General features: G+C 58.3%; 23 protein-coding genes and 1 tRNA gene. 6 read left to right on the forward strand and 18 right to left on the reverse strand.

The features are described from left to right. Positions 1 to 97 precede the first annotated feature (97 nt). From J3L12_RS04650 to J3L12_RS04665, 4 genes are all read right to left on the reverse strand, one after another. Positions 98 to 2,329: a transglycosylase domain-containing protein gene (locus tag J3L12_RS04650; RefSeq protein ID WP_208013880.1), complete on the reverse strand. Its 2,232-nt coding sequence runs from the start codon at positions 2,327 to 2,329 to the stop codon at positions 98 to 100. Between the two features lie 162 nt (positions 2,330 to 2,491). Beyond that, on the reverse strand, positions 2,492 to 2,872 hold the full coding sequence (locus J3L12_RS04655) for a response regulator (protein WP_347708839.1): 381 nt from the start codon (positions 2,870 to 2,872) through the stop codon (positions 2,492 to 2,494). A gap of 109 nt (positions 2,873 to 2,981) precedes the next feature. Continuing rightward, a tRNA-Gln gene (locus J3L12_RS04660) sits at positions 2,982 to 3,055 on the reverse strand. Between the two features lie 289 nt (positions 3,056 to 3,344). Beyond that, the gene (locus tag J3L12_RS04665) at positions 3,345 to 3,695 is read right to left on the reverse strand and encodes a hypothetical protein (protein WP_208013882.1); all 351 of its coding nucleotides are present in this window, start codon (positions 3,693 to 3,695) and stop codon (positions 3,345 to 3,347) included. 126 nt (positions 3,696 to 3,821) lie between these two features. Here J3L12_RS04665 and J3L12_RS04670 point away from each other — a divergent pair, with 126 nt between their 5' ends. Further along, the gene (locus J3L12_RS04670; RefSeq protein WP_208013883.1) at positions 3,822 to 4,289 is read left to right on the forward strand and encodes an Lrp/AsnC family transcriptional regulator; all 468 of its coding nucleotides are present in this window, start codon (positions 3,822 to 3,824) and stop codon (positions 4,287 to 4,289) included. 62 nt (positions 4,290 to 4,351) lie between these two features. On the opposite strand, the gene J3L12_RS04675 is transcribed toward J3L12_RS04670, so the two are convergent. From J3L12_RS04675 to J3L12_RS04710, 8 genes are all read right to left on the reverse strand, one after another. Beyond that, positions 4,352 to 5,326 carry a 4Fe-4S dicluster domain-containing protein gene (locus tag J3L12_RS04675; protein WP_208013884.1) on the reverse strand — a complete coding sequence of 325 codons (975 nt, stop codon included), beginning with the start codon at positions 5,324 to 5,326 and terminating at the stop codon, positions 4,352 to 4,354. Between the two features lie 65 nt (positions 5,327 to 5,391). After that, complete coding sequence (locus J3L12_RS04680; protein WP_208013974.1) at positions 5,392 to 6,471, reverse strand: bifunctional 3-deoxy-7-phosphoheptulonate synthase/chorismate mutase; 1,080 nt, start codon at positions 6,469 to 6,471, stop codon at positions 5,392 to 5,394. 614 nt (positions 6,472 to 7,085) lie between these two features. Continuing rightward, positions 7,086 to 7,838, reverse strand: a complete 753-nt coding sequence (tatC, locus tag J3L12_RS04685; protein ID WP_208013885.1) for a twin-arginine translocase subunit TatC — start codon at positions 7,836 to 7,838, stop codon at positions 7,086 to 7,088. An 11-nt stretch (positions 7,839 to 7,849) separates the two neighbouring features. Beyond that, positions 7,850 to 8,104 (reverse strand): twin-arginine translocase TatA/TatE family subunit, encoded by a 255-nt coding sequence (locus J3L12_RS04690; RefSeq protein WP_208013886.1) that lies wholly within the window; start codon positions 8,102 to 8,104, stop codon positions 7,850 to 7,852. Positions 8,105 to 8,235: 131 nt separating this feature from the next. Beyond that, entirely contained in the window at positions 8,236 to 9,615 is a 1,380-nt protein-coding gene (glmU, locus tag J3L12_RS04695) for a bifunctional UDP-N-acetylglucosamine diphosphorylase/glucosamine-1-phosphate N-acetyltransferase GlmU (RefSeq protein WP_208013887.1), read from the reverse strand. A gap of 86 nt (positions 9,616 to 9,701) precedes the next feature. Further along, on the reverse strand, positions 9,702 to 10,628 hold the full coding sequence (gene lgt / locus J3L12_RS04700) for a prolipoprotein diacylglyceryl transferase (RefSeq protein WP_208013888.1): 927 nt from the start codon (positions 10,626 to 10,628) through the stop codon (positions 9,702 to 9,704). A gap of 15 nt (positions 10,629 to 10,643) precedes the next feature. Further along, positions 10,644 to 10,862, reverse strand: coding sequence for a glutaredoxin family protein (locus J3L12_RS04705; RefSeq protein ID WP_208013889.1), 219 nt, complete (start codon positions 10,860 to 10,862; stop codon positions 10,644 to 10,646). Between the two features lie 140 nt (positions 10,863 to 11,002). Then, entirely contained in the window at positions 11,003 to 11,482 is a 480-nt protein-coding gene (locus tag J3L12_RS04710; protein WP_208013890.1) for a DUF456 family protein, read from the reverse strand. 175 nt (positions 11,483 to 11,657) lie between these two features. Between J3L12_RS04710 and J3L12_RS04715 the strand changes: the two genes are divergently transcribed. Further along, a complete protein-coding gene (locus tag J3L12_RS04715) occupies positions 11,658 to 12,317 on the forward strand; it encodes a DUF502 domain-containing protein (protein ID WP_208013891.1) in 660 nt (219 codons plus the stop codon). Here J3L12_RS04715 and J3L12_RS04720 read toward each other — a convergent pair. Then, on the reverse strand, positions 12,314 to 12,520 hold the full coding sequence (locus tag J3L12_RS04720) for a hypothetical protein (RefSeq protein WP_243454941.1): 207 nt from the start codon (positions 12,518 to 12,520) through the stop codon (positions 12,314 to 12,316). The genes J3L12_RS04715 and J3L12_RS04720 overlap by 4 nt on opposite strands. A 199-nt stretch (positions 12,521 to 12,719) precedes the next feature. Here J3L12_RS04720 and J3L12_RS04725 point away from each other — a divergent pair, with 199 nt between their 5' ends. After that, positions 12,720 to 14,087: an acetyl-CoA hydrolase/transferase family protein gene (locus tag J3L12_RS04725; RefSeq protein ID WP_208013892.1), complete on the forward strand. Its 1,368-nt coding sequence runs from the start codon at positions 12,720 to 12,722 to the stop codon at positions 14,085 to 14,087. Positions 14,088 to 14,237: 150 nt separating this feature from the next. Here J3L12_RS04725 and J3L12_RS04730 read toward each other — a convergent pair whose 3' ends face one another. Then, on the reverse strand, positions 14,238 to 14,513 hold the full coding sequence (locus tag J3L12_RS04730; protein ID WP_347708840.1) for a hypothetical protein: 276 nt from the start codon (positions 14,511 to 14,513) through the stop codon (positions 14,238 to 14,240). A 297-nt stretch (positions 14,514 to 14,810) separates the two neighbouring features. Here J3L12_RS04730 and topA point away from each other — a divergent pair, with 297 nt between their 5' ends. Both topA and J3L12_RS04740 read left to right on the forward strand, forming a co-directional pair. Beyond that, the gene (gene topA / locus J3L12_RS04735) at positions 14,811 to 17,579 is read left to right on the forward strand and encodes a type I DNA topoisomerase (RefSeq protein ID WP_243454942.1); all 2,769 of its coding nucleotides are present in this window, start codon (positions 14,811 to 14,813) and stop codon (positions 17,577 to 17,579) included. A gap of 12 nt (positions 17,580 to 17,591) precedes the next feature. Continuing rightward, a complete protein-coding gene (locus tag J3L12_RS04740; RefSeq protein WP_208013894.1) occupies positions 17,592 to 17,855 on the forward strand; it encodes a hypothetical protein in 264 nt (87 codons plus the stop codon). A 9-nt stretch (positions 17,856 to 17,864) separates the two neighbouring features. Here the strand turns inward: J3L12_RS04740 and J3L12_RS04745 are convergent, their stop codons facing one another. The 4 genes from J3L12_RS04745 to J3L12_RS04760 form a co-directional block, all read right to left on the reverse strand. Next, positions 17,865 to 18,413, reverse strand: coding sequence for an NYN domain-containing protein (locus tag J3L12_RS04745; RefSeq protein WP_208013895.1), 549 nt, complete (start codon positions 18,411 to 18,413; stop codon positions 17,865 to 17,867). A gap of 263 nt (positions 18,414 to 18,676) precedes the next feature. Continuing rightward, the gene (locus tag J3L12_RS04750; RefSeq protein ID WP_208013896.1) at positions 18,677 to 19,918 is read right to left on the reverse strand and encodes a pyridoxal phosphate-dependent aminotransferase family protein; all 1,242 of its coding nucleotides are present in this window, start codon (positions 19,916 to 19,918) and stop codon (positions 18,677 to 18,679) included. A 1-nt stretch (position 19,919) separates the two neighbouring features. Further along, positions 19,920 to 20,882 (reverse strand): L-threonine 3-dehydrogenase, encoded by a 963-nt coding sequence (locus tag J3L12_RS04755; protein WP_208013897.1) that lies wholly within the window; start codon positions 20,880 to 20,882, stop codon positions 19,920 to 19,922. Between the two features lie 104 nt (positions 20,883 to 20,986). Further along, positions 20,987 to 21,469 carry a peptidylprolyl isomerase gene (locus tag J3L12_RS04760; protein ID WP_347708841.1) on the reverse strand — a complete coding sequence of 161 codons (483 nt, stop codon included), beginning with the start codon at positions 21,467 to 21,469 and terminating at the stop codon, positions 20,987 to 20,989. Positions 21,470 to 21,567: 98 nt separating this feature from the next. Between J3L12_RS04760 and J3L12_RS04765 the strand changes: the two genes are divergently transcribed. Continuing rightward, positions 21,568 to 22,506 carry a GTP-binding protein gene (locus tag J3L12_RS04765; protein ID WP_208013898.1) on the forward strand — a complete coding sequence of 313 codons (939 nt, stop codon included), beginning with the start codon at positions 21,568 to 21,570 and terminating at the stop codon, positions 22,504 to 22,506. Positions 22,507 to 22,597: the final 91 nt, after the last annotated feature.

The raw sequence follows: 22,597 nt of genomic DNA on the forward strand, positions 1-22,597 counted from the left end.
TCAGGTAGTGGTAGTGGTATACCAAACCATCTGAGGAAACAATAAATGCAACTGGAGCAAATGTCAAACCGGATAGGTTTGGTACGGGAGCCCCCTGCTAGTTGCACCGATAATCGTTGACGCGGCCATCCGGTACTTGCAGCCATATCACCCGTTCGGTAGGGGTCTGGGGCGAGGCCAGGCAGTTAGTACCCCGATCCACTGCGATGGTTTGATAGGCATTGGTGCTGGCAACCACCGGACCAGGCCGCGAGATGTAGGTAGGCTGAGGGGGTGCGTCCCGCACAACCGCCTGAGTGCGCTGCACCTGGCGGGCTGGAAAGAGCGCAGCAACCCCACTCGAGCTGTCGTTACCGGTTAGCAGGTCGAAATTGGCCAGAACCAGCCCCGAAGGCTGAGGAAAGTCGCCGGCAGGGCGGCCCCGCAAGGCCTGTTCTACAAAATCGCGCCAGATAGGAGGATTAACCATCGAGCTGCTCGGCTCGACGCCTCCCATGCGTTGGGGCTTGTGGTCATCGCGGCCCACCCAAAGCGTAGCAACAAGCCCTCGGGTAGCTCCGGCAAACCACAAATCCACTGCATTGTCGCTGGTGCCGGTCTTACCGCCCACAATGCGTCCGGGAATGCGAGCCTCCCAGGCCAGGCTGGTGCGAAAACCGGGGGGAACATCGTAGACGTAGCCCTTGAGCATGTCCCAGATCTGGTAGGCCACTTGCGGGGTCCAGAGGAGTACCTTTTTGGTTTCGGGCTGGTAGATCACCCGGCCATTGCTATCTTCAACCCGCAACACCAGGCGCGGCTCAACCCAGTAACCCCCGTTGACAAAGCTGGCGTAGGCGGCTGCCAGTCCGATAGGGGTAATATCGGCCCCCCCACCAATTGAGTTAGCCAGCACGGCCATGTTGCCGGTCAGGCGAAACCCGGCAGCCCGTAGCTTGTCCCCCAGGCGCTGTACCCCAATGGCCTCGGCGGTACGAATGGCCGGTAAGTTCAACGAACGATCCAGGGCGTAGCGGAGGCTGACCGGACGATCCAGATACCGTCCGTCGAAGTTTTTGGGTCGCCAGACCCCGCGTGGGGTGGGGTACTCAACGGGGGAATCGCGCACGGTGGTGGCCTGGGTCCAGCCCGCTTCGAGGGCCACGCCATAGGTAAAGGGCTTGATGGCTGAGCCGGGACTGCGCCAGGCCTGGGTAGCCCGATTGAACTCGCCTTCCGTACCGGGACGTGCTCCTACCATGGCCAGCACCTCGCCCGAGTTGGGCTCGAGGCCCACCAGCGCCAACTGGGCCTGGTCGGGCAGGCGGCGACCCACTACGGCCTTCTCGGCAGCGGTCTGCATCTTCAGGTCAAGGGTGGTGATGATGCGCAACCCCCCCTGCTCTCGAAGCTTGTCAGAACCGATTTTTTCCTTCAGGTAGCGCTGTACCTCGTAAACAAAATAAGGGGCCAGCCGGACGTTGCGTTCCGGCACAATACGCACACTGGGGTCTATCAGTTTGGCGCTCTTGAGGTTGCCATTGTCGTCGTAGGCCACTTCCCAGCCCTTGGGCACCAGCTTGTAGCGCCAGGCTGCGTCGGCCTCGGCCTGGCTAACCCATCCTTCGGTCACCATGTTGCCGAGCAACACCTTCATACGACGCCGGGTAGAGGCGTAGTCCAGATAGCGGGGGTTGGGGGCTGGCAACAAAATGGCCAGGTAGGCCCCTTCAGCCAGGTTGAGTTCGGAGGGTTCCTTGCCAAAGTAGGCCTGAGCGGCTGCCCAGATGCCCTGGGCATTGCCCCCCCAGGGCACCACATTGAGGTACATCTCCAGGATTTCCTCCTTGGAGTAGCGGCGTTCAATCTGGATCGCCAGGGGAAATTCCTTGAGTTTGCGCTCGAGGCCACTGATGCTTCGGCGTTCGAAGGCCAGATCGCGCAGCAAGGTATTTTTGACCACCTGGGTAGTAATGGTCGAGCCCCCTTGCAGGTCGCCGCGTAAGGAGTAGTACAGACCCCCAAACAGGCGGATGAAGTCTATGCCGTAGTGTTTGAAGAAGCGCTGATCCTCTGAAACCACCACCGCCACTGCCGCCGCAGGCGACACTTCGCTCAGGCGAACCAGTTGCCGGGCAATGGCCCGCCCATCCTCCACCGAGGCCAGGTCGGCAATCGGGATGCCATCGCGGGTATAGAAGGTCGAGGTCGCGGTAAATCGCAGGTCGTCGAGGGTCTCGAGGCTGGGCAAGTCGCGCAGCAGGAGCCAGGCCACGTAGCCCGCAGCCCCCGTAGCTCCCAAAAATCCGGCAATGAACACAACCCGCACAATCTGGAGCAATCTACGCACGCAGGTTAGTGTAGCAGCCGCAGATTAGATTGTTTGTAATACCGATTCTGCCCAAAGGTAACCAAGCCCGTTCCTGGGATATTGCCCAGACGAGATTCGATGGGTCATTTCGGAAGCCGCTATTGGCTTGGGGTATCCTATGGGCAACTGGGTAAGGCTAGGCTAGATGCTGGGCTGTTGCTGGGGAAGGTTCCGCAGGATGCTGGCAAAGGCTTTCCGGTCTACCGGTTTGGAGATTACATGCTCCACTCGAGCAAATTCAGCCGTAAGCTTGGTGCGATCATCGCTATCACCGATGAAAAGTATTACCGGCACTTCCCGCAACCGACGGCTCATTTTCAGGCGGGAAGCAATGGAAAAGGGGTCAATTTCAATTCCATCATCCAGCACAATCGCGCGGGGTGTATGGGCTTTGAGAAAATCCAGACCTTCCTGGGCTTTCTCAAAAAATTGAGCTTCCACACCCTGCTCCTCGATGGCCAGCTCGAGCAAGGCACGCAGGGTCAGGCTCGAGGTAACCACCAAAATTTTGTCACTTTGCACAGCTTCCGCCATATATCTAGATAGTAGCAAACCAGGGGCCGGGGTAACGCCCATATGTCACACTGGCCAATCAGAAAGCAAAAACCCCCCGAACCATGCGGAGGGTGGTTGGCTGGGGCACGTGGACTCGAACCACGACCGACGGTTCCAAAGACCGTTGTCCTGCCATTAGACGATGCCCCAGCGCGGAGCGGTCAAAACGGTTTGCTCACCCATAGTGGAGCGAAACCCGCAGGACAGCAAACGGTATTTTAGGGGTCTGGCTGCAATGTGTCAAACCTTTGGGCACTGCTGTTGTACCTTGGCTCTAGTTTTGCGTGCATACGCCAGTCTGGACTTGCCCAAACCGACTGTGCCAAGTGTATCAGTAGATTTTTTTCGATTTTTCCACCCATGCGCCTCTATGTGAGAGGCGTAAGGTGCCCCGCACCGCAAAAACTGCTGTTAGGAGCAAGCTCCTCTGAGAACCACTTTAGCTCGCCCGACTCAACATACGGTGTACCAAATGGGGGTTTTGGGCATGTACCTGCAACTCGGAAGCTAGCAGATGAAGGTATTCGGCAAATAGGGGCTCGAGTTTAGGTCTCCAGGCCTCCAACAAGGTCTCGGACAAGCCCAGGTGATCAGCCCATAGGTCGACCAGTTCATCGGCCCTTATTGGAAGGTGGGCTTGCAACCGGTACAGCAAGGTTGGAACCAGATGCTCAACCACAAAATGCCGATCTACCAACCAGTCCAGTCGGTTGTCTCGATTTTGAACGAAGAGGGTATGGGCAGCGAGGGCGTTTTGCTCCAAGGTTTTGGCGTTGATGGCGTGTTTCATATCCTTCTCCTCGATCAGCTCAATCCAAGCCGATGTCTTTATGGTAGTAGGCGACTCGGGGTTTGAGAATGGCATAACGAAACAAATACAGCTAGATAACCAGTATAAATAAAGTAAAATGGGGCCATGACCATAGATTCGAAAATCATGGATGATCTCTCCTGGAAAATCCTCGAGCTGCTCCAACAAAATGCCCGGATGCCTTTCAGCGAGATCGGACGGCAGGTGGGTTTATCGGCCCCTGCGGTGGCCGAGCGGGTGCGCCGCATGGAAGAAGCCGGGATTATTCGGGGATACCAGGCCGTAGTGGATCCCGGGAAGCTTGGCTATTCGCTCGAGGTCTTCATTCGCGCCGAGGTGTCCCACAGCAATCACGATGCAGCCATACGCTATATCTCAGAACTGCCCAACGTGCTCGAGTTCTGGAATCTGACCGGGCGCGATGGCTACCAGATTCGCGCCGTGTTCCGCTCGGTGCAGGAGTTAGAACAAATGCTCAACCAGAAACTGGGCGTCTATGGTACCACCACCACCGCCCTGGTACTCTCCAAGCCAGTGGCGTTCCGGATTCTGACCAAAGTACAAAATAGCTAGAGTGGTGACGCTGGACTTTTGAGCTTTCCAACGGCGCAGGCACCTGGTGTAGTTTTCGGCCCCTAGAGGTCGTACCAGGGAGGCGTACCCCGGTAGAGCTCGAGCGGCTCGCCCAGCACCTCCTCCCGGCTGGCTTCGACCATCGAAATGACCTGCGGAGGGCAGCTCTCCACACAGGCCCCACAGCCTGTACAGGCCGACACATTCAGCTTCAAGACGTACTCTTCGCTCAGCCCCTCCACGGCGTCGCGTTCACGCTCAACCGCCTTGGTAGGACACACATTGGTGCAAACCGGGCACAACGTACACCCCTCAGCCACGGCAATCCGGGGCCAGCGTACTGCGCTAGCGCGATGAGCCGCCACCCTGCGCAAACGCAACTCGGCGGGATGATCTGCGCGTTTATCTTCGTAGGTTTCCGGCTGGGGTAAAGGCAGGTTGGGTACCAGTTCTGCGGCGGAACGCTTGGCCCCGCCAAACATGGCCCCAAAAAACTCCCGGCGGCCCACCTCCGCCCCGCGTAGCGCATCTTGCTGCAGGTGCACCTCGAGCCCCGGAAAATACTTTTTCCCCTCCTCCACCGCCCACTGCACCCGTTCGGGAATGGAAGGGCCGCCGATTTTGCAGCTTGCACAGTCGCCGTGGGCCAGGGTAAGCAAGCCATAACGGGAACCCGATTCGGCCAAGACTCCTGGTGTGAGTTGTCCCAGACAATGAATTTCGTCGCCTGCCCCAGGCGCTTTGGAGCATCTAAGCTGGCCCCGCCCCCGGTGCAGCTTCTCCTGAATGGGGCCAAGCGGGAACTCCAGCGCCAGACCTGGGCAAACTGCGGTGCACAGCCCGCAGCTGGTGCACTTCACCTCGTCTATTTCAACCGTGAAGGCTTGCAAATTAATGGCCTGATGCGGGCAGACCTGCTGGCACTTGTCGCACCCCCCCACGCTGTTGCGCTCGAGCAGGCAACGCGGCCCGGTATATTCCGGCGTAGGGTCGGTTAGTTTGAGGAAAGCCCCCACTAAATTGTCAAAAAGTCCCACAGTTAATAGGGTACAGGGTATAGAGGTTAGAGGTCAGGGAAGAAACTGACATTTGCTCAATCGAGCTAGACCCTCGAGGTCTCTTTCGGCATCAGGTCTTCGATCGCCTTCATGAACTGCTCGAACTGGGCAAAGTCGAGTTGCTGCTCGTTGTCGGAAAGGGCCACTTTGGGGTTGGGGTGCACCTCAACGTGAACCCCATCCAGACCCGCCGCCAGGGCCGCCCTGGCCAGCGGGGCCAGCAGGTCGCGCCGCCCGGCGGCATGGGTTACGTCCACTATCACCGGCAGGTGGGTCAGTTGTTTAGCCAGTATGGCCGCCGAGAGATCGAGGGTATTGCGCGTCCATTTTTCATAGGTGCGGATACCCCGCTCACACAAAATCACCTCGGCGTTGCCCTGCGAAAGGATGTATTCGGCGCTGTAGAACCACTCTTCGATGGTCTGGGCAAAACCTCGTTTGAGCAAAACCGGCTTGTTGGCCTTGCCCACTTCGCGCAGCAAGGCGAAATTCTGGGCGTTGCGGGTGCCCACCTGCAGAATGTCGGCATACTGGGCTACAAGCTCCACATCGCGGGTGTCCATCACCTCCGTTACAAACACCATGCCATGGGCATCAGCCGCCTGACGACCCAGCTTCAGGGCGGGTTCCCCCATCCCCTGGAAACCGTAAGGGGAGGTACGGGGTTTGTAAGCGCCGCCTCGCAACACCTTGATGCCATAGCCCGACAGATACTTGGCGGTTGCCAACAGTTGCTCTTCCGATTCGATGGAGCAAGGCCCGGCCACCAGCACCTTACCCTGCCCAAAAACCACCTCCCCCACCTTCACGGTGGTGTCCTCGGGCTTGACCTGCCGTGAATAGAGGAATTTTTGCTTGTCCTGCTGCTCTTCCAGATCCAGCGAGGCTTTGAAAATTTCCTTGAACAGCCGCTTGATGGTCTCGTCAGGGTAGGGGCCGGGGTTTTCTCTGGTGAGATAAGCCAGCATCTCGTCTTCGCGCTTGGGGTCGTAGTGGGCCAGCCCCAGCTCGGTCTGCACCCGCCCAATCTCGCTCACCAGCTTCCCCCGATCGGAAAGCAACCGGAGCAGTTCGCGGTTGATCTGATCCACTTGTTTACGCAGGTCTGCAATGCGCTGATCCATGACCTCAATGGTATACCAAGGTTGCCAGTTCAAAGCAAGGCTTCTGGTAAACATCTTATCAAGCAAGGCCAGGCTAAAGTCGTTTCTCGATTCATGCCAAGGAGTGGAGACCAGACAAAATTCCTGAACTGCGCCTCCGCGCAGGGTGGGGGTGAGCGGCAGGAGAAAGGTTGCGGTTTTCAAAGGCCTGTCCCCTATCCCCTATATTCCCCGTATTCCCTACTTCATCATTCCCATGGCCTGCAAAGTACACCGTCGTAGAGATGTTCATAACACTTGCAGGTCTTTGAGAGGGATTGACCTAAAGCCCCCTCCTTACTGCGTAGGGAGGGCTGGGGAGGGTATTGGGCGAGGGCCTGAATCGCTCCACTCCACAAAGATGCTGCTAAGCAACCCCACCTAACCTCCCCTACGCCGTAGGGGAGGGACAACAGCCATCAGATTCGGCTTTCATCACGCAGCGCAGCTAGAGCCGTGGCGTTGCCTTTATATCTGTAATCTGTATAAGCATTTATACGACTCTGTACAAAGTGTTCAGATAAAGACGGTATTGCACCCCAACCGCACAGCTCGCACGCCATGGCAGGTACCTGGAAACGGTAGGGCTTAATGCGTCAGACAGCACTGGGCTCAACTTCTTTGGGGCGGCTGCGTTCTGCCCACTTGACCAGCAGAATTGAAAAACCATAGAGCACCATCAGGGGGATGGAGACCAGGCTTAGATTGACCACATCCACAGTAGGTGTGATCAGGGCTGCCAGCGTGATGAGAAGCACCACTGCAATGCGCCAGTTGCTCATCAGGAAACGGCTGGTGAGAAAGCCCAGGCGGGCCAACAGGTAGCTCACCACCGGCATCTCGAAGAGAATGCCCATCAGGGCCAGGAACGTCACCACCTGGCCCATGTACATCCCGATGGAGATTTGCGGTGTGACCACATCGCCCAAAAAACCCAGCAAAAAGGGCACAGCGAAGGGCAGCAGCACAAAGTAGGCAAACACCGCCCCCAGGGCAAAGCTAAAACCCGCCCCCAGAATGAAGGGAACCGCCAGCCTGCGCTCGTGAGCGTACAAACCCGGTGCAATAAAGGCCCAGATTTGATAAACAATGAATGGCAGAGCCAGTGCCAGCCCGCCGAAGGCGGCCACTTTGAAAGCGGTAAGAAAAGGCTCGGTGATGTTCAGAACAATGAGTTCGGCTTTTAGTGAGGCGCTCGCGTTATAGGCATCCAGCGGGCGCCGTAAGGCTTCCAAAATCTGTACTCGAAAGGTAAAAGCTACCGCCGTCATAACCGCCCAGGCCACAATAGACCAGATTAGGCGGTTACGTAGCTCCTCGAGGTGTTCCATCAAAGGGGCTTCACGCATGGTTGACCCCTTCAGGATTTAGATTCTTCCCTGGCCTCGAGGGGTTTCTTGATCTCCTCCAGAGGCTTGCTGATTTCTTCCTTGATTTCTTTGAACTCCTTCACGTCGGCGGCTTTTTCAAACTCCTCGCGGATGCTTTTGGCGCCCCGCTGGAACTCGCGGATACTCTGCCCCAGGCTACGCCCCAGTTCGGGCAACTTGCGCGGGCCAAAAAGCAGCAAGGCAATCAGCAAGATGATCAGGATTTCCGTCATTCCCAGGTTCATAGCACACTCCTATCCCCAGTTTACTCCGTTGGCTGAAGCCCATCTGAAAGCGCAGGCACCCCGCATCAAAAAAGCGCGAAAAAACACAAGGGTCGGCAAATGGGTTCGGCCCAGGGAGATCATAGGGTAGCCTAAGACCCCTCGCCCCGTTTGCGTTTCATGTAACCCTCAATGTTTCGCTGGCGTTCGCGGGCAATGGCCAGCGCGTCCTCGGGTACGTCCTGGTTGATGCCGCTGCCACCGGCAATAAAGGAGCCGTCGGCCAGAGTGACGGGTGCAATCAGAACGCTGTTGGAGCCCACAAACACCCGCTTGCCGATGGTGGTCTTGTGTTTGCGCTGGCCATCGTAGTTGGCGGTAATCACCCCGGCGCCAATGTTGGACTCCTCCCCCACCTCGGCATCGCCCAGGTAGGCCAGGTGCCCGGCTTTGGCCCGCTTGCCCAGGCGGGCATTCTTGAGTTCAACAAAGTTGCCCACGTGGGCGCCCTCTTCCAGGTAGGCCTTGGGCCGCAGGCGGGCAAACGGCCCGGCATCGGCCCCGCTCGAGACATAGGCCTCGTCGCAAACCGTATGAGACTTGATCTTGCCCCCCGCCTCGACCACCGTATCGGTGAGCACCGAATAAGCCCCCACCTCCACCCCCTCGCCCAGTCGGGTTTGGCCCCGCAGAATCACCCCCGGCCACAGGGTTACGTCCGGCGCCAGCTCCACACCAGGCTCTAGGTAGATGGTCTCGGGCTGAATCATCCGCACCCCGCGGTTCATCCAGTCGGCCCGCAGGCGCTGGAGCAACACCCTTTCCACTTCGGCCAGTTGAGCGCGGGAGTTCACCCCCAGCAGCTCGCCGGTGTCCTTCGACTCTACAGATGCGACCTTCTGACCCGCCTCGCGGTAAATACGAATCAGATCGGGCAGGTAGTATTCGCCCGCAGCGTTCTGGTTCCCAACCCGCTTTAGCTTTTCCCACAGGGTGGGGTCAAAACAATAGACGCCAGGGTTGATCTCCCGAATGGCCTGCTGCTCGAGGGTGGCATCCTTTTGCTCGACGTTGCCCAGAATCTGGCCCTGTTCGTCTCGCAGGATGCGTCCGTAACCGGTGGGGTCGTCCAGGCGCATGGTGAGCAGGGCCATCCCGGCTCCCTCGGCTTGCATGGCAGCCACCAGGCCTGTGAGGGTCTCGACCCGGGTGAGGGGGGTATCGCCCTGGGTTACCACAATAGGGCCCTGGAAACCTGCCAGCACGGGCTGGGCCTGCGCCAGGGCGTGGGCCGTACCCAGTTGTTGCTCCTGCACCACAAAGTGCAGGTTGGGGTAGCCCTCGAAGGTTTGACGCACCCGCTCGGCCCCGTGGCCGATGACCACCACCACCTTTTCGGCTCCGCTGGCAAAGGCAGTATCTATGCAGTAGCCCACCAGGGGTTTTCCCAGCAAAGGGTGCAGGACTTTGGGTAGTTTGGACTTCATGCGGGTTCCCAGGCCCGCTGCAAGAATCACCACAGCATGTGCCATATCTAACCGATTGTATTGCCAAAAAGGGAGCTCGAGGGTCTATTTTCCCGTTCTATAAACACGGGAACCTGGAATCAGAGCAGGCTCTAACGTTTTTTGTGCTTTCTGGAAGAGCCGGGCTTGGGCGCTGGCCCCACCGTAACCGGCCCTACCGGGCTGGGAGGGTTCTCGCGCTGCCCCTTCCATCGCATCAGGAAGACGATAGCCACAATTACCAGCGGTACCGAGATAATCTGGGTTGCAGTAAAAAGACCGATACCGGCTTGTTCGTTCACATATGCCTTGATCCACAGTGGATTGAGGCGGAAGGTCTCCTCGAACACCGAGCGCAACACGCTATACCAGAGCACAAACTGCCAGAAAACGTAGCCGTAGGCCCGGTTCTGCCGCAACCAGTAGATAGACAGGAGTAGCAGCACCACCCCAATCAAGACCCCATAAAGCTGGGTGAAGTGAACCGGGCCGCGCACAATGGCCTCTGGAGCACACCGAACCACCTCGCTGATATCGTTGATGCCAGGGCAGACCCCCGGAAACCCGCTGGCCGAAGCCGGCCAGGTGAACCCAATGGGCCAGTTGGTCAGGCGTCCCACGGTGTCGGAGCCGTTCATGATGTTGCCCAACCGCCCTGCCGCAATACCAATCGCAATGCCCGGCACTACCGCATCCAGATAGGCCCAGACCGGGATTTTATGACGGTAGTAATGGTAGATGAAGGGAATCAGGCCCCCAATAATGGCCCCGTGGAAAGAAAGGCCTCCCTGCCAGATGTAAAGGGCCGAAACGGGGTTACTGCTGAAGTCGCCGGGGCTGGTTAGCACATAACCTACCCTGGCCCCAATCACCCCCCAGATAACGGCCCAGAAGGCAATTTGCTCAAAGCGGTCGGGGTCAAGGCCCCAGCCCTTCAGAATTCGCTTGGCAATCTCGAAAGAAGCAAATATCGCCAGAACCAGGAAAAGCCCATACCAGCGTATTTGCAGCGAACCGATTTCGATCAGGATTGGATCCACATAAGCCTCCGGCTATCAAGATACCTTCCTGGCCAGGCGCTCCGGTGTAAACTTGCCCTCTAAGAGCACCTTGCCCTCTTTAAGCAGCACCGGAACCCGGAAGGTATAGACCTTTTTCAAGTGCTCATCGGCATCTACGTCCTGAAAGGTATACGCGATGCCCTGCGCTTTCAGCAAGGCTTCGGCTTCCTCGCAGAGGTGGCAACCTTTCCGACTGATGAGAACATACCCCATCTGAAGTCCAAGTATAGCCCTTATCTCCCAAAGCGGTTGAAAGAACCTCGAGGGCGGTAGATCGGTATCCTGCAAACATCTGATGGATTGCCGAAAGCCCAAAGCGAGGCCGAAGAAATGCTCGACTTACCAACTGATACCTAAAAAATGGCCTGGATAACCAGAACCCCCATCAGCAGGTGAATCAAAAATTTTCCCGCCAGCCCTCCCAGCAAGCCCAGTACAGCCCCCCAGGCTCCGCGCAAGGCAGCCTCGGCAGAACGGCCCGCCACCAGTTCACCCACATAGGCGCCCACCAAGGGCATCAGAAACAACCCCAGCGGGGGCAGTACAAAAATACCCATAATGCCCCCTATAAATGCACCCCATACTCCCTGTCGGCTGCCTCCGAAGTGTTTGGCCCCCAACGCGCCTGCGATATTGTCCACCAGCGAAGATAAAACCGTCAAAACTGCCAGAGCAACCCAGACCGGAAGGGAAATCTCGCCAAACCCCACCAACAGTTCGTGCAGCAAGGCCGTCCCCACGATGATGAATCCGGCAGGCGCCACCGGGATAAAGGTGGCAAATAGCGCCACTATCCACACCACCACAAAAAGCCAATCGGCAAAGGCATTCACGGGACTGAGTGTAGCAGGCTTAGGTAAGAAGGGGGACTTTATGGGTACCAATCTCAAACACATCATGAGAGCACTTGGCAAGCCACACCGGCGGGTGCGGTAGGCCCCCATGCTGCATCCGTCGGTGAGGGAAACCCTATTCAAGGGGCCCTCCGGCCTTAGACTCTTGAGGTATATGGGTTCCAGACTCCGTCGCTACTTCCTGACCGGTCTGCTTTCCACGCTTCCCATCGCCGTGACCGTTTATGTACTGGTATGGGTCTACAACTGGTCGAACAACATTATTGGAAGCATTTTACGTACAGTAGATGCAGAACCCTCCCGGTGGCTGTTGCCCTTCCTGCCGATTTTAGGAATTGTGGCAACCCTTGGACTGGTGGCGCTGGTAGGAGCGCTCGCCGGCAACTATGTTGGCCGGTTAATTTTCGGGGCCATTGACCGTAGCATCAAATCCATCCCGCTGGTACGCGAGGTGTACAACGCGGTTCAACAAATATCTCACACCTTGTTAGGGCAACCAGAGGTGCAGTTCCAGAGGGCTGCTCTGGTCGAGTATCCCCGCAAGGGCTTATATGTGCTCTGCTTTATCGCCAGCCCGGAGGTGGGGAGGAGACTGTCCCCCTTGCCGGAGGGCTACACCGTGGTGCTGGTTCCGACCAGCCCTGTACCGGCCTCGGGGATGGCCATAGTTGTCCCCACTGCAGACGTAATTCCGCTAGACATCAGCATCGAAGATGCGCTGAAGTATGTGGTTTCGGCAGGGTTCATTTTGCCAGACGCAAAAGCCAGACAACTGACCGGCACCAGCTCAACTACAACCAAGTCCCAACCCTAGCGTAAGCCCTGCGGTTCCCCCGGTTTTGCATCGAACGCTTGCTGGGTCTGCTCGAGGTAGTGTAGCAAGGCCGCCAGATCGGGAAAATGTTGGATCTCGCCGCCATCGGCGGGTTTGACAGATGCCTTCACGGTGCCATCGGGCCCTTGCCACATTCGGACAATGAGTGTCACCGCCTTTGGGCGCATGACTCCCCCTTTCATGCCCTGTAGCGTAGCGGCTCGAGCGTTATATTCGCGTTACGGCCTGGAGCGAAATGGTGTGTTGGGCCGCACAGCCCTACGGCGCATGGTGTATCGTCTGGGTCAAAACTTCTTTATCGGTACAGCGTCTTTTTCTTCCCCACTTCCCTTCCCCCAACCCCCTGTCATCTGTCCTGTTTGGGCAGGTTAGGATGGGTTCATGGAACTGATTTCACGTACGGGTAAAGCCCTCGGGCGGAGTGAAGTAGAGAAGGTTTATCAAAGCAAGCTGGTTGACCTCGAGCTGGCCGCAGGGCTGGTCAAGAGCAACTCGAGGATCTTCGTCTCGGGCAACGCCGCCACCCCCACTCCCCTCCTGGAAGCCCTGGCGAAACGCAAAGATGAACTGGTAAACGTGGAGCTGGTTCACGTGCTCCAACTGGGCTCCGACCCCTTCCTGGCTCCTGAGATGGAGGGCCACTTTCGCCGCCGTTCCCTGTTCGTAGGCCCCGCCGATCGGGAAGCCGTCAATAGCGGGCGGGCCGACTACGTGCCCATCTCGCTGCATCAGGTTCCGTGGCTATTCAAGCGGGGGGTTTTGCCGCTCGATTATGCCCTGGTGCAGGTCTCTCCCCCGGATGAATTTGGCTTTGTAAGCCTGGGCGTGGAAATTATTGCAACCAAAGCGGCGGTAGAGAATGCCCGGCGGGTTATTGCCCTGGTGAACCCACAAATGCCCCGTACCCTGGGAGACACCTTTGTGCATGTTTCCAAATTTGCAGCCTTTGTTGAGGTAGACTTCCCGCTACCGGTGTTGCCTCGAGACACTTTTGGAGAGGTAGAGGCCAGAATTGGCCAGTATGTGGCCGACCTGATTGATGATGGCTGTACCTTGCAGATGGGTATTGGGGCCATCCCCGATGCCGTGCTGGCCAACCTGACCGGACGGCAAGACCTTGGTATCCACACCGAGATGGTTTCCGATGGCGTGATGGAAGCCCTGGAAAAAGGCATCGTGACCGGGCAGCGTAAGAGCCTGCTGCCGGGCAAGGTGGTGGGTACCTTCGTGCTCGGTTCCGAACGGCTTTACCGCTTCGTCCACAACAACCCCCTCTTCGAGATGCGACCCGCCGATTGGGTCAACAACCCCTTTGTAGTGGCTCGCAACGACAACATGATTGCCATTAACTCTGCCCTCGAGGTTGACCTCACCGGTCAGGTCTGCGCCGACTCCATCGGCACCCGCATCTACTCCGGCTTCGGCGGACAGCTCGACTTCATCCGAGGAGCAGCGGCCAGCAATGGCGGCAAGCCCATCATCGCACTGCCCAGTAGCGGCAAGAACAACACTTTTAGTCGCATTGTCCCGCTGCTAAAAACCGGTGCAGGGGTTGTGACAACCAGGGCCGATGTCCACTATGTTGTGACCGAATATGGGGTAGCCGAGCTTTTTGGCAAGAGCCTGCGCGAGCGGGCCCAAGCCCTTATCAGCATTGCCCACCCCAACTTCCGCGAAGAACTCAGCAAAGCCGCTTTCGAGCGTGGGCTGCTTCCCCATAACTACCCGGGTTTTTCATCCACAAGATGAATCACAAGAAATCCGTGTAAATAGCCACACCATACCTTCATTTCGACCCTTCGGCAAAGCCGAAGGGTCGCGGTTTTCAATGACGATGCACAGGTAATTTGTTAGGATTAGGTTTGTTTTCCGTTTCTGTATGGGTAGATTTGGGGCGGCTTAGTTCGGTTTGCGGGTGCTCGAGGGTTGCTCAAAGCCCAGCGCCTGGTACATCTGGTCAATGCTACGAGAGATATCGTTGGTAGTTTTCTCGACCTGGTCAATATACTGCGGCACCAAAGGGTCGTCGTGGCTCACATACTCGCAAAAAATCTGCCAAAATTTCCGTACACTCGCCAGCCCTTCGCTCAGTTTAGGTTCTCGGCTAACCCAGGACTTGAAGGCGGGGTGCGACTCGACCCGGCACAAACGAAAACTCTCCGCCTCAATTTGCACCAACAAATTTTTGATTCGTATTTGAATGGACATACCTCATGGTAAGAGAATTTATGCCACAGATGGCGTAAACTCGAGCGTTATCTGGAGTGGCAAAGCGGGTATGAACCATCAGGCAATCCCAAGGCAAAAGTTGCTTGAGTTACAAAAGGAGGCCGACAGACCCGGCTGAGAAAATTTAGTCTGTAAATCTCAGATAAACCTATCTAGCAGGCAATTTTCAACCTAGTTTATGGATACGACCCATGCATCAAGCCCTTGACAAACTGCCCGCCCCATATCCATATACTTAGCCGTATGCCGGATTCGACCCTGATTGTTGTAGAATCGCCTGCCAAGGCCAAGAGCATTCAAAAGATGCTAGGGGCAGGCTACGAGGTACGGGCCAGCAAGGGCCACGTAGCCGATCTGCCCGAACGCGACCTGGGTGTGGATATTGAAGCCGACTTCACACCGCAGTACGAAATTAAAAAGGATAAGCAGCCGGTGGTGGATGACCTCAAAAAAGCCGCCCGGGGTAAGCGGGTGCTCATCGCCACCGACCCCGACCGCGAAGGCGAAGCCATTGGTTGGCATGTGGCCCGGCTGCTGGGGCTGAACCCCCAAAACCCCTTACGGGTAGAGTTCCACGAAATTACCCCCAAGGTGGTGCGGGCGGCGGTACAACAACCTCGGCCCATTGATCAGAGGCTGGTGGATGCCCAGCAGGCCCGGCGAGTGCTGGATCGGTTGGTAGGCTATCAGCTTTCGCCGGTGCTCAGCATGGAGTTTCGGCGTAGAGCGCTGTCGGCGGGCCGGGTGCAGTCGGTGGCACTCAGGCTACTGGTGGAGCGTGAGCAGGAAATTGAAGCCTTTGTGCCGCAAGAGTACTGGACCATTGAGGGGCAGTTCAAATCGGAGGGCCAGCCCTTTAAGGCCATGCTTTACAGCGTGAACCAGGAGCGTGTTCAAAGCGGCGAAAAGTACCTCATCACCAACGAGGCCCAGGCCCAGGCAATCGTCCGTCAAGCGCAGGCCATCCAGAACTACCGGATTAGCAGCATCGAGCGTCGTGAACGCCGCCGCAACGCCCTCCCACCCTTTATCACCTCCACCCTCCAGCAAGCCGCCAGCAGCCGCCTGGGCTGGACGGCCAGCCGCACCATGCGGGTTGCCCAGAGGCTCTATGAAGGGGTGGATCTGCCCGAGGGCACGGTGGGCCTTATCACGTACATGCGTACCGATTCGACGCGGGTCTCGCAGGAAGCCCTCACCGAGGTGCGGCAGTTCATCCCCAGTCACTTCGGATCCAGCTACTTACCCGACAAACCCAACATCTACGCGGGCAAAAAGGCCGCCAATGCCCAGGATGCCCACGAGGCCATCCGCCCTACCTCGGTTACCCGAACCCCCGATTCTATCCGGAAGTACCTGGAAGACGAGGAGTTCAAGCTCTACCAGCTCATCTGGCAACGCTTTGTGGCCTCGCAGATGACCCCTGCAATTTTCGACCAGACCACCGTAAACGTGACCGGCAATGAGCTGGTCTTCCGAGCGGTGGGGTCGGTGCTGAAGTTTGATGGCTATCTGAGGGTTTACGGGCGCGAGGAAGGCGACGATGCGGAGAACCTGCTGCCCCCCTTGCGAGAGAACGCTGCGGCCAGCCTGCTAAGCGTCAAGCCGGAACAGCACTTTACCGAGCCACCTCCCCGCTTCACCGACGCCAGCCTGGTCAAGGTACTCGAGGAAATGGGCATCGGGCGGCCTTCGACCTATGCCCCGACTATTGAAACCCTCGAGCGCCGCAACTACCTCGAGCGTTCCGGCAAATCGCTCAAACCCACACCGCTGGGGCGCGAGGTGACGGGCTACCTGGTGCAGAGTTTCCCCGACGTGGTGGCCTATGACTTCACGGCCCAGCTCGAAAACCGCCTCGACGACATTGAGGCCGGCAAAGCTGCCTGGCCCAAAGTGGTACGGGAGTTTTACGAGCCCTTCCTGAAGGATTACAACAAGGTTCCCCAGAAACTTTGTCCGAAGTGCGGGCGTCCGCTGGAGCTGCGGGTCTCGAGGTTCGGTCAGTTCCTGGGCTGCACCGGCTATCCTGAGTGCAAGTACACCGAACGACTGGAAATCAAGAAGGAACCCGAGCCTATCGGTGAGACCTGTCCGTCCTGCCAGCAGGGGCAACTGGTTCGACGCCACGGGCGCTATGGCGCTTTCATTAGCTGTAACCGCTACCCCGAATGCACATACACCCGCGACGAAGCCCCTTCCACCGGTATTGAGTGCCCCAAGTGCCATGCAGGCGAAGTGGTGCAAAAAACCAGCAAGCGGGGCAAACCCTATTATCGCTGCAACAATCAGAGCTGCGACTTCCTGGTTTTTGATCCGCTGGTGCCCGAAAAGTGCCCCATCTGCGGCTGGAACGAGATGGCCAAAGGCCGCTCGGGTAAGCGAGCCTGCTCCAACCCCAGTTGCGAGCGCTATGGCGGCCCCGATCTGAAAGCCCTGAATGAGCGTCGGGCCGAGCGTGAAGGGAAGGGCAAGGCCAAGCGCAAGCGTGGCGAAAAAACCACCAGACCCTCGGCCACCTGGGCCGACCTCGAGCCCCTAATCGCCCAACTCGGCCTCCCGTCCGACCAGGCCGAGGTTGCCCGGCGCACCCAGGGCCAGCAGAAGGCCGTTGCTGCGGTGGCTAAAGAGCTCAACCTCCCCGAAGAAACCGCCCTCAAGCTCTTCCGCCAGGCCATGTTCAAGCTGCGCATGGAGTACGGCAAAAGCAAAGCCGCCCGCGAGGGAGAAGGGCCCAAGGTGAAGGCCAGAGCCAAAGGTAAGGCCCAAAAACCCAAACCTAGCCAACCCAGTGCAACCTGGGCCGACCTCGAGCGTTTCATCGGCCAGGCCGGTCTGACCGCCGAACAAAGCGAAATCGCCCGCCGCAGCAAGGGGCAGCAAAAAGCCGTGGCCGAGGTTGCCAAAGCCATGGGCAAATCGGAGGAGGAAGCCCTCAAACTCTTCCGCCAGGCCATGTTCAAGCTGCGCATGGAGTATGGCAAAGCCCGCAAGGAAACCGTCGGGGCCTGAGCAAGCCCGAGCATGAAACTCCATCTTGTGCGGCTAGCCAAAAAGCAGGGAGAAGCCCGATTCCCCGGCCTCGAGGGGTTTCGTGCCTACCTGCTAACCCAGCCCGAGCAGGTAAGCGAGGCCCGCTTGTATGTTTTGCTCGAGGGCGAAGTGGTAATCGATCTGCCCGACCAAAGCTACCTGCACCTGCGCAAGGGGGAAGCCGCCTACCTCGAGCAGCCCCACCTCATCTCCCCCATTGACCCCTGCGTGATCGCGGTGTGGAAACTTCGATAAAGTGTTTTTTTAGTCCTGGAACGGAAAAGCCTCGGCTTCAAAGCTCCTGGCCCGCAGACGCTCCCAGGGAAGTTCGTCCAGAGGAAAATATTTATCGGCTTGCTGGGCGAGGCGGTACGATGAGAGCACCTGGAAAGTGGTGTTCTCGGCCTGCTTACCCATATCCTGAATGACCTTAAGCACCTCGGCGAAATCGCCGTCGCCCGAAACCAGTACCGCCACATCGTAGGCATCGGCGTAGGCCAGTTTGAGCATATCTATGGCAATCTGGATATCCACACCCTTTTCAATAAAACCCTCGCCCCGGCGCTCCAGCCGACCCAGCCGTACCATCACATAGGGCACCCGCTTCAGGTAGTTCAAAAAGCTCTGATGAGCCTTGGCCGCTGGGTCTTCGCTGGGCAAGGGTGCATTGTAGTAGTACGCCCGCAATAACGAACGCCCCGCCGCTAGCGCTGAGACGAAAGCGACAAAATCCAGCCTATAGTCGGTTCCCAGCGTGGAAACCAGACCTTTATACAGGTTGCTGCCATCAATAAACACCGCCACCCGATCCATAGTTGCAAACATGATAGAGGGCCTAAAGAGCCAACACCGTATTATCCAGCCATTTTGGGAGGTTTACGTGGCTTCGAATGTGTTTCAGTGCGCGCTATTTTTTGCCTTGTCAACGAGTACGAGTCGGTGAGACCCTAGGGCCAGTAGCCGGTAGCTGAAGACCGGAAGCAAATCTCAGCGGGCTTGTTCTTCAGTCTGTGAACGGGGATCAACAACGCCAACCTCGAGGGAGAGCGCCGTTCAAAAATCAAGCCAACCGACTATCAGGTGCCCAGGACATCATGCTTGAACGCCTGCAAAATACCTAGCACTTCATCTATATCGGCCTGGGTGTGTTCGGCAGAAACCTGGAAACGGATGGAGTCTTCGCCTTTTGGTACGACTGGATACACGATGGCAGTGGCGAGAACGCCATGTTCTCGCAAATAGCCAACCAGACGGTTGGTCAGGGCTCTATCCCTCAGCACCAACGGTACCACCGGGTGCGCCCCCGGAAAAGACTCGTAGCCCAGGGAAAGAAGCCCCTGGCGAAATCGCTGGGTCATGGCTTGCAGGTGGCGCAAGCGCTCCTGACCCTCGAGGGCTTGTAGCAGTTCCAGCGCGGCCCTGGCGGCAGCAGCCTCACCTGGGGTGATGGGGTTAGAGTAGATGTACATAGGCGAGGTTTCCCGCAAATAGGCGATCAGGTCGCTGGGGCCGACCACATATCCCCCATTCACCCCAAAGGCCTTGCCCAGCGTCCCGATCAGGATGTCGGCCCTGGTAGCGGTGTATTCTTCGGTTCCCCGGCCTGTGGGGCCAAAAGCGCCCACCCCGTGCGAGTCGTCCACCACCAGCAGGGCATTCTCGGCAAACTGGCTATCGTATTGCTGCACCAGTGCGGATATTTCCGCCAGCGGCGCATGGGAGCCGCGCATACTGAAAACCCCATCGGTCAGAACCAGCACCCGCCGGGCCCGAAGTGCAGCGGCCTTTTGCAGGGCTTGTTCCAGGTCGTGCAGATCGAGGTGCCGGTAGACCATTTTCTCCAGGGGCCTCGCCAGACGCACCGCATTGATGATGCAGTTGTGGTTGAGCTCGTCGCTGATGAGCACGGTCTGGTCGGTGGTCAGGGGCACCACCACGCTCAGCACTGTGGCGTAGGCCGAAGAGAAAATCATGGCGGCCTCGCGGTGGTGGAAATCGGCCAGATGCCGCTCGAGCTCCACATGCGTCTTATAGGTGCCACTGATAAAGCGCACCGCCCCCGGCCCCACCCCAAAGCGCTCGATGGCTTCTTCTTCGGCCTTCTTGAGGGCGGGGTGCCCTGACAGCCCCAGATAACTGTTGGAGTTCATGCGCAGGAAAGGCTTGGCCCCATATCCTTCCAGCAGATAGCGCGGCCCTCGAGCACCCTCTGGAGGCAAGACCCCCACCACCACCGCTTCATACCCCTTGCGGCGGCCTTCTCGCTCGAGGGCCTCCACACTCTGGCGCAACACCGGTGTCAAGCGACTTAGCGGCATATCAAGCCTCCCTTTGCAAAATGCGTGCGGATAACTTTTCCAGCATGTCCTGGGTCATGCCCCTCAGGTCGAACTGGGGCCGCCAGCCCCACTCTTCGCGTGCGGCGCTATCGTCCAGGGTATGCGGCCAGGACTCCGCAATGGCCTGGCGAACCGGGTCTACCGCGTAGAACACCTTGAAGTCAGGTCGGTGCTTCTGAATCTCGGCGGCAAGTTCGGCGGGCGTGCTGCTAAAGGCCGCTATGTTGAAGGCGTTGCGATGGCGGAGCTTCGCGGGGTCGGCCTGCATCAGTTCCAAAGTCGCCCGAATGGCGTCGGGCATGTACATCAGGGGTAGCCGGGTATCGGGTCCCAGGAAGCAGGTGTACTGGCCCTTTATAAGTGCATGATGAAAAATTTCCACTGCGTAGTCGGTGGTACCCCCACCCGGGGGTGCGGTGTAGGAGACCAGGCCAGGATAGCGCAGGCCCCGCACGTCCAGGCCAAAACGCTGGGCATAGTAGTCGCACAGCAACTCGCCCGCTACCTTGGTCACGCCATAGAGGGTGTTAGGGCGCTGGATGGTGTCCTGGGGCGTGGGGTCGTGGGGGGTACTGGGACCAAAAGCTGCAATCGAGCTGGGCACGAAGACCTGTGCTCCCACTTGCCGCGCTGCCTCCAACACGTTGTAAAGCCCCTCCATGTTGACCCGCCAGGCTAGCTGGGGCTCGGCTTCAGCCCTGGCTGAAAGAATGGCGGCCAGATGGTAGATGGCCTTAATACGGTAGCGCTCGAGCACCCCTCGCAACGCTACCCCGTCGGTACAGTCCAGTTGCTCGAAGGGGCCCCCCAGCGAAGGGTGGTCGGGTGCGCCGCTTAGCAAATCGGTGGCCAGTACCTGATCCACTCCGTAGCGTGACCGCAGCGCCGGAACCAGCTCTGAACCCACCTGGCCCAGCGCGCCCGTGACCAAAACCGGTGTCATACAGCTCTATCCTATGCACACACCCAGGGGACTTCTCTCCCCAGAAAAAGATTCGAGGTCTGAACCTGTAACCCTGGGTGGCGTTCTGCAAGCCCACAATCCAACTACAGCTCGTGAATCACCCCACCCTCCCCATGCACGTGGCCGTGGGCCACCTCATCCCGCTCGGCGGGCCGAACTGCATGGATAGTCACGTCATACTCCAGGGTTTGGCCCGCCCATCGGTGGTTGGCGTCAAGCGTGACCACATCGCCCTCCACAGCTACCACCCGGTACAGCAAAGTCTGTCCATCCTCGCTTTCAGCCGTGAATACAGCGCCCAACCGGGGTTCTTCGGGCAACTGCCGACGCTCCACCACGACCCGCCTGGCCGGGTCGTAGGGGCCACAGGCCTGTTCCGGTGGCACGACCCAGTGGTACGCACCGGGTGCTTTGCCCACCAGGGCTGCCTCCAGCCCCAGGGGCAGGCTCGGGGCAAAACCGGTCAGGACGGTAAGGGGATGGCCTGCTGGGCTGCGATCCACGACCTCGCCGTTGATCCGCAAAACGTATTCAAAGCGAATAACCCAGTGCGTCTTGATTTTCACATCTCGCTCCTTGCCGAGAACAGGTTATCATTATGGAGAGCCGGCCAAATGTAAAGCTCGTCGCGCCAGATTGAACTGCCTGAGGTATGGTAGGGGCCATGACGCAGTTTCAAAAGCGCATCCCGGTCAGCGTGATTGGCGGTTTTTTAGGGGCCGGCAAGACCACCCTGGTCAATCATCTGGTCGGCAGTGGCCATCACAGGTTTGGAATTATCGTCAACGAGTTTGGCGAAACCGGCATTGACGGCTCGCTCATTGAGAATGTGGACACCGACGGCATCGCCGAGCTGTCCAATGGCTGTTTGTGCTGTGTGGGGCGCGAAGATCTGGTTTCTGCTCTGTTCAAAATTATCTCGAGGAAGGACAAGCCCGACTACATCCTGATTGAGCTCTCGGGCCTGGCCGACCCGGTGCCGGTAGCCCAGACCGTAATGGATCCGTTTACTCGCACGAAATTCGAGCTAGACGGCATCATTGGGGTGGCCGATGCCCGCAACCTCGAGCAAACCCTGCGCGACGGCCCCGAGGGCGCCGTTCAGCTCGCCTACGCCAGCACAGTGGTGCTCAACAAAACCGACCTGGCCACCCCCGAACAGGTGGCCGAGGCCGAAAACCTCATCCGGAAAATCAACCCCCTGGCCCAGATTTACAGCACGGCCCAGTCCAGGGTGAGCCCACAGGACGTCCTGCACAGGCGGGCTTTTGACCTGGACTGGAAACCGCCCCACCACGCACACCTCCACACGCCCAACGTACAGACCTTCACCCTGACGGCTGAGCGTCTGCTCGAGCGCCAGAAAGTAAATGAGTTTATTGACCAGTACCTCATCTCCAGGCCCGATGCGGTTTTCCGCGCCAAGGGGTTCCTCAGCGTGAAGGGTTTTGATAAACAGGTGCTCTACCAGTCGGTGCGGGAAATCTTCAGCCTCGAGCAATCCAAAGAGCCCGCAACCGCCCCCTCGCGTCTGGTGGTGATTGGCCGGGGCCTGAACCAGTTCGAGTACGAGGAAGCCTTCCAGGCCCTGCAAGTTCGGTGATTCACCTGTAAAAAAGCCAGCTCCAGGCAGGATTGTCGAGTACAGATCCAAGCGACAATCAATCACCGGACACGTACCGCCTCATTCAACC

Source organism: Meiothermus sp. CFH 77666 (assembly GCF_017497985.1).
GTDB lineage: Bacteria > Deinococcota > Deinococci > Deinococcales > Thermaceae > Meiothermus.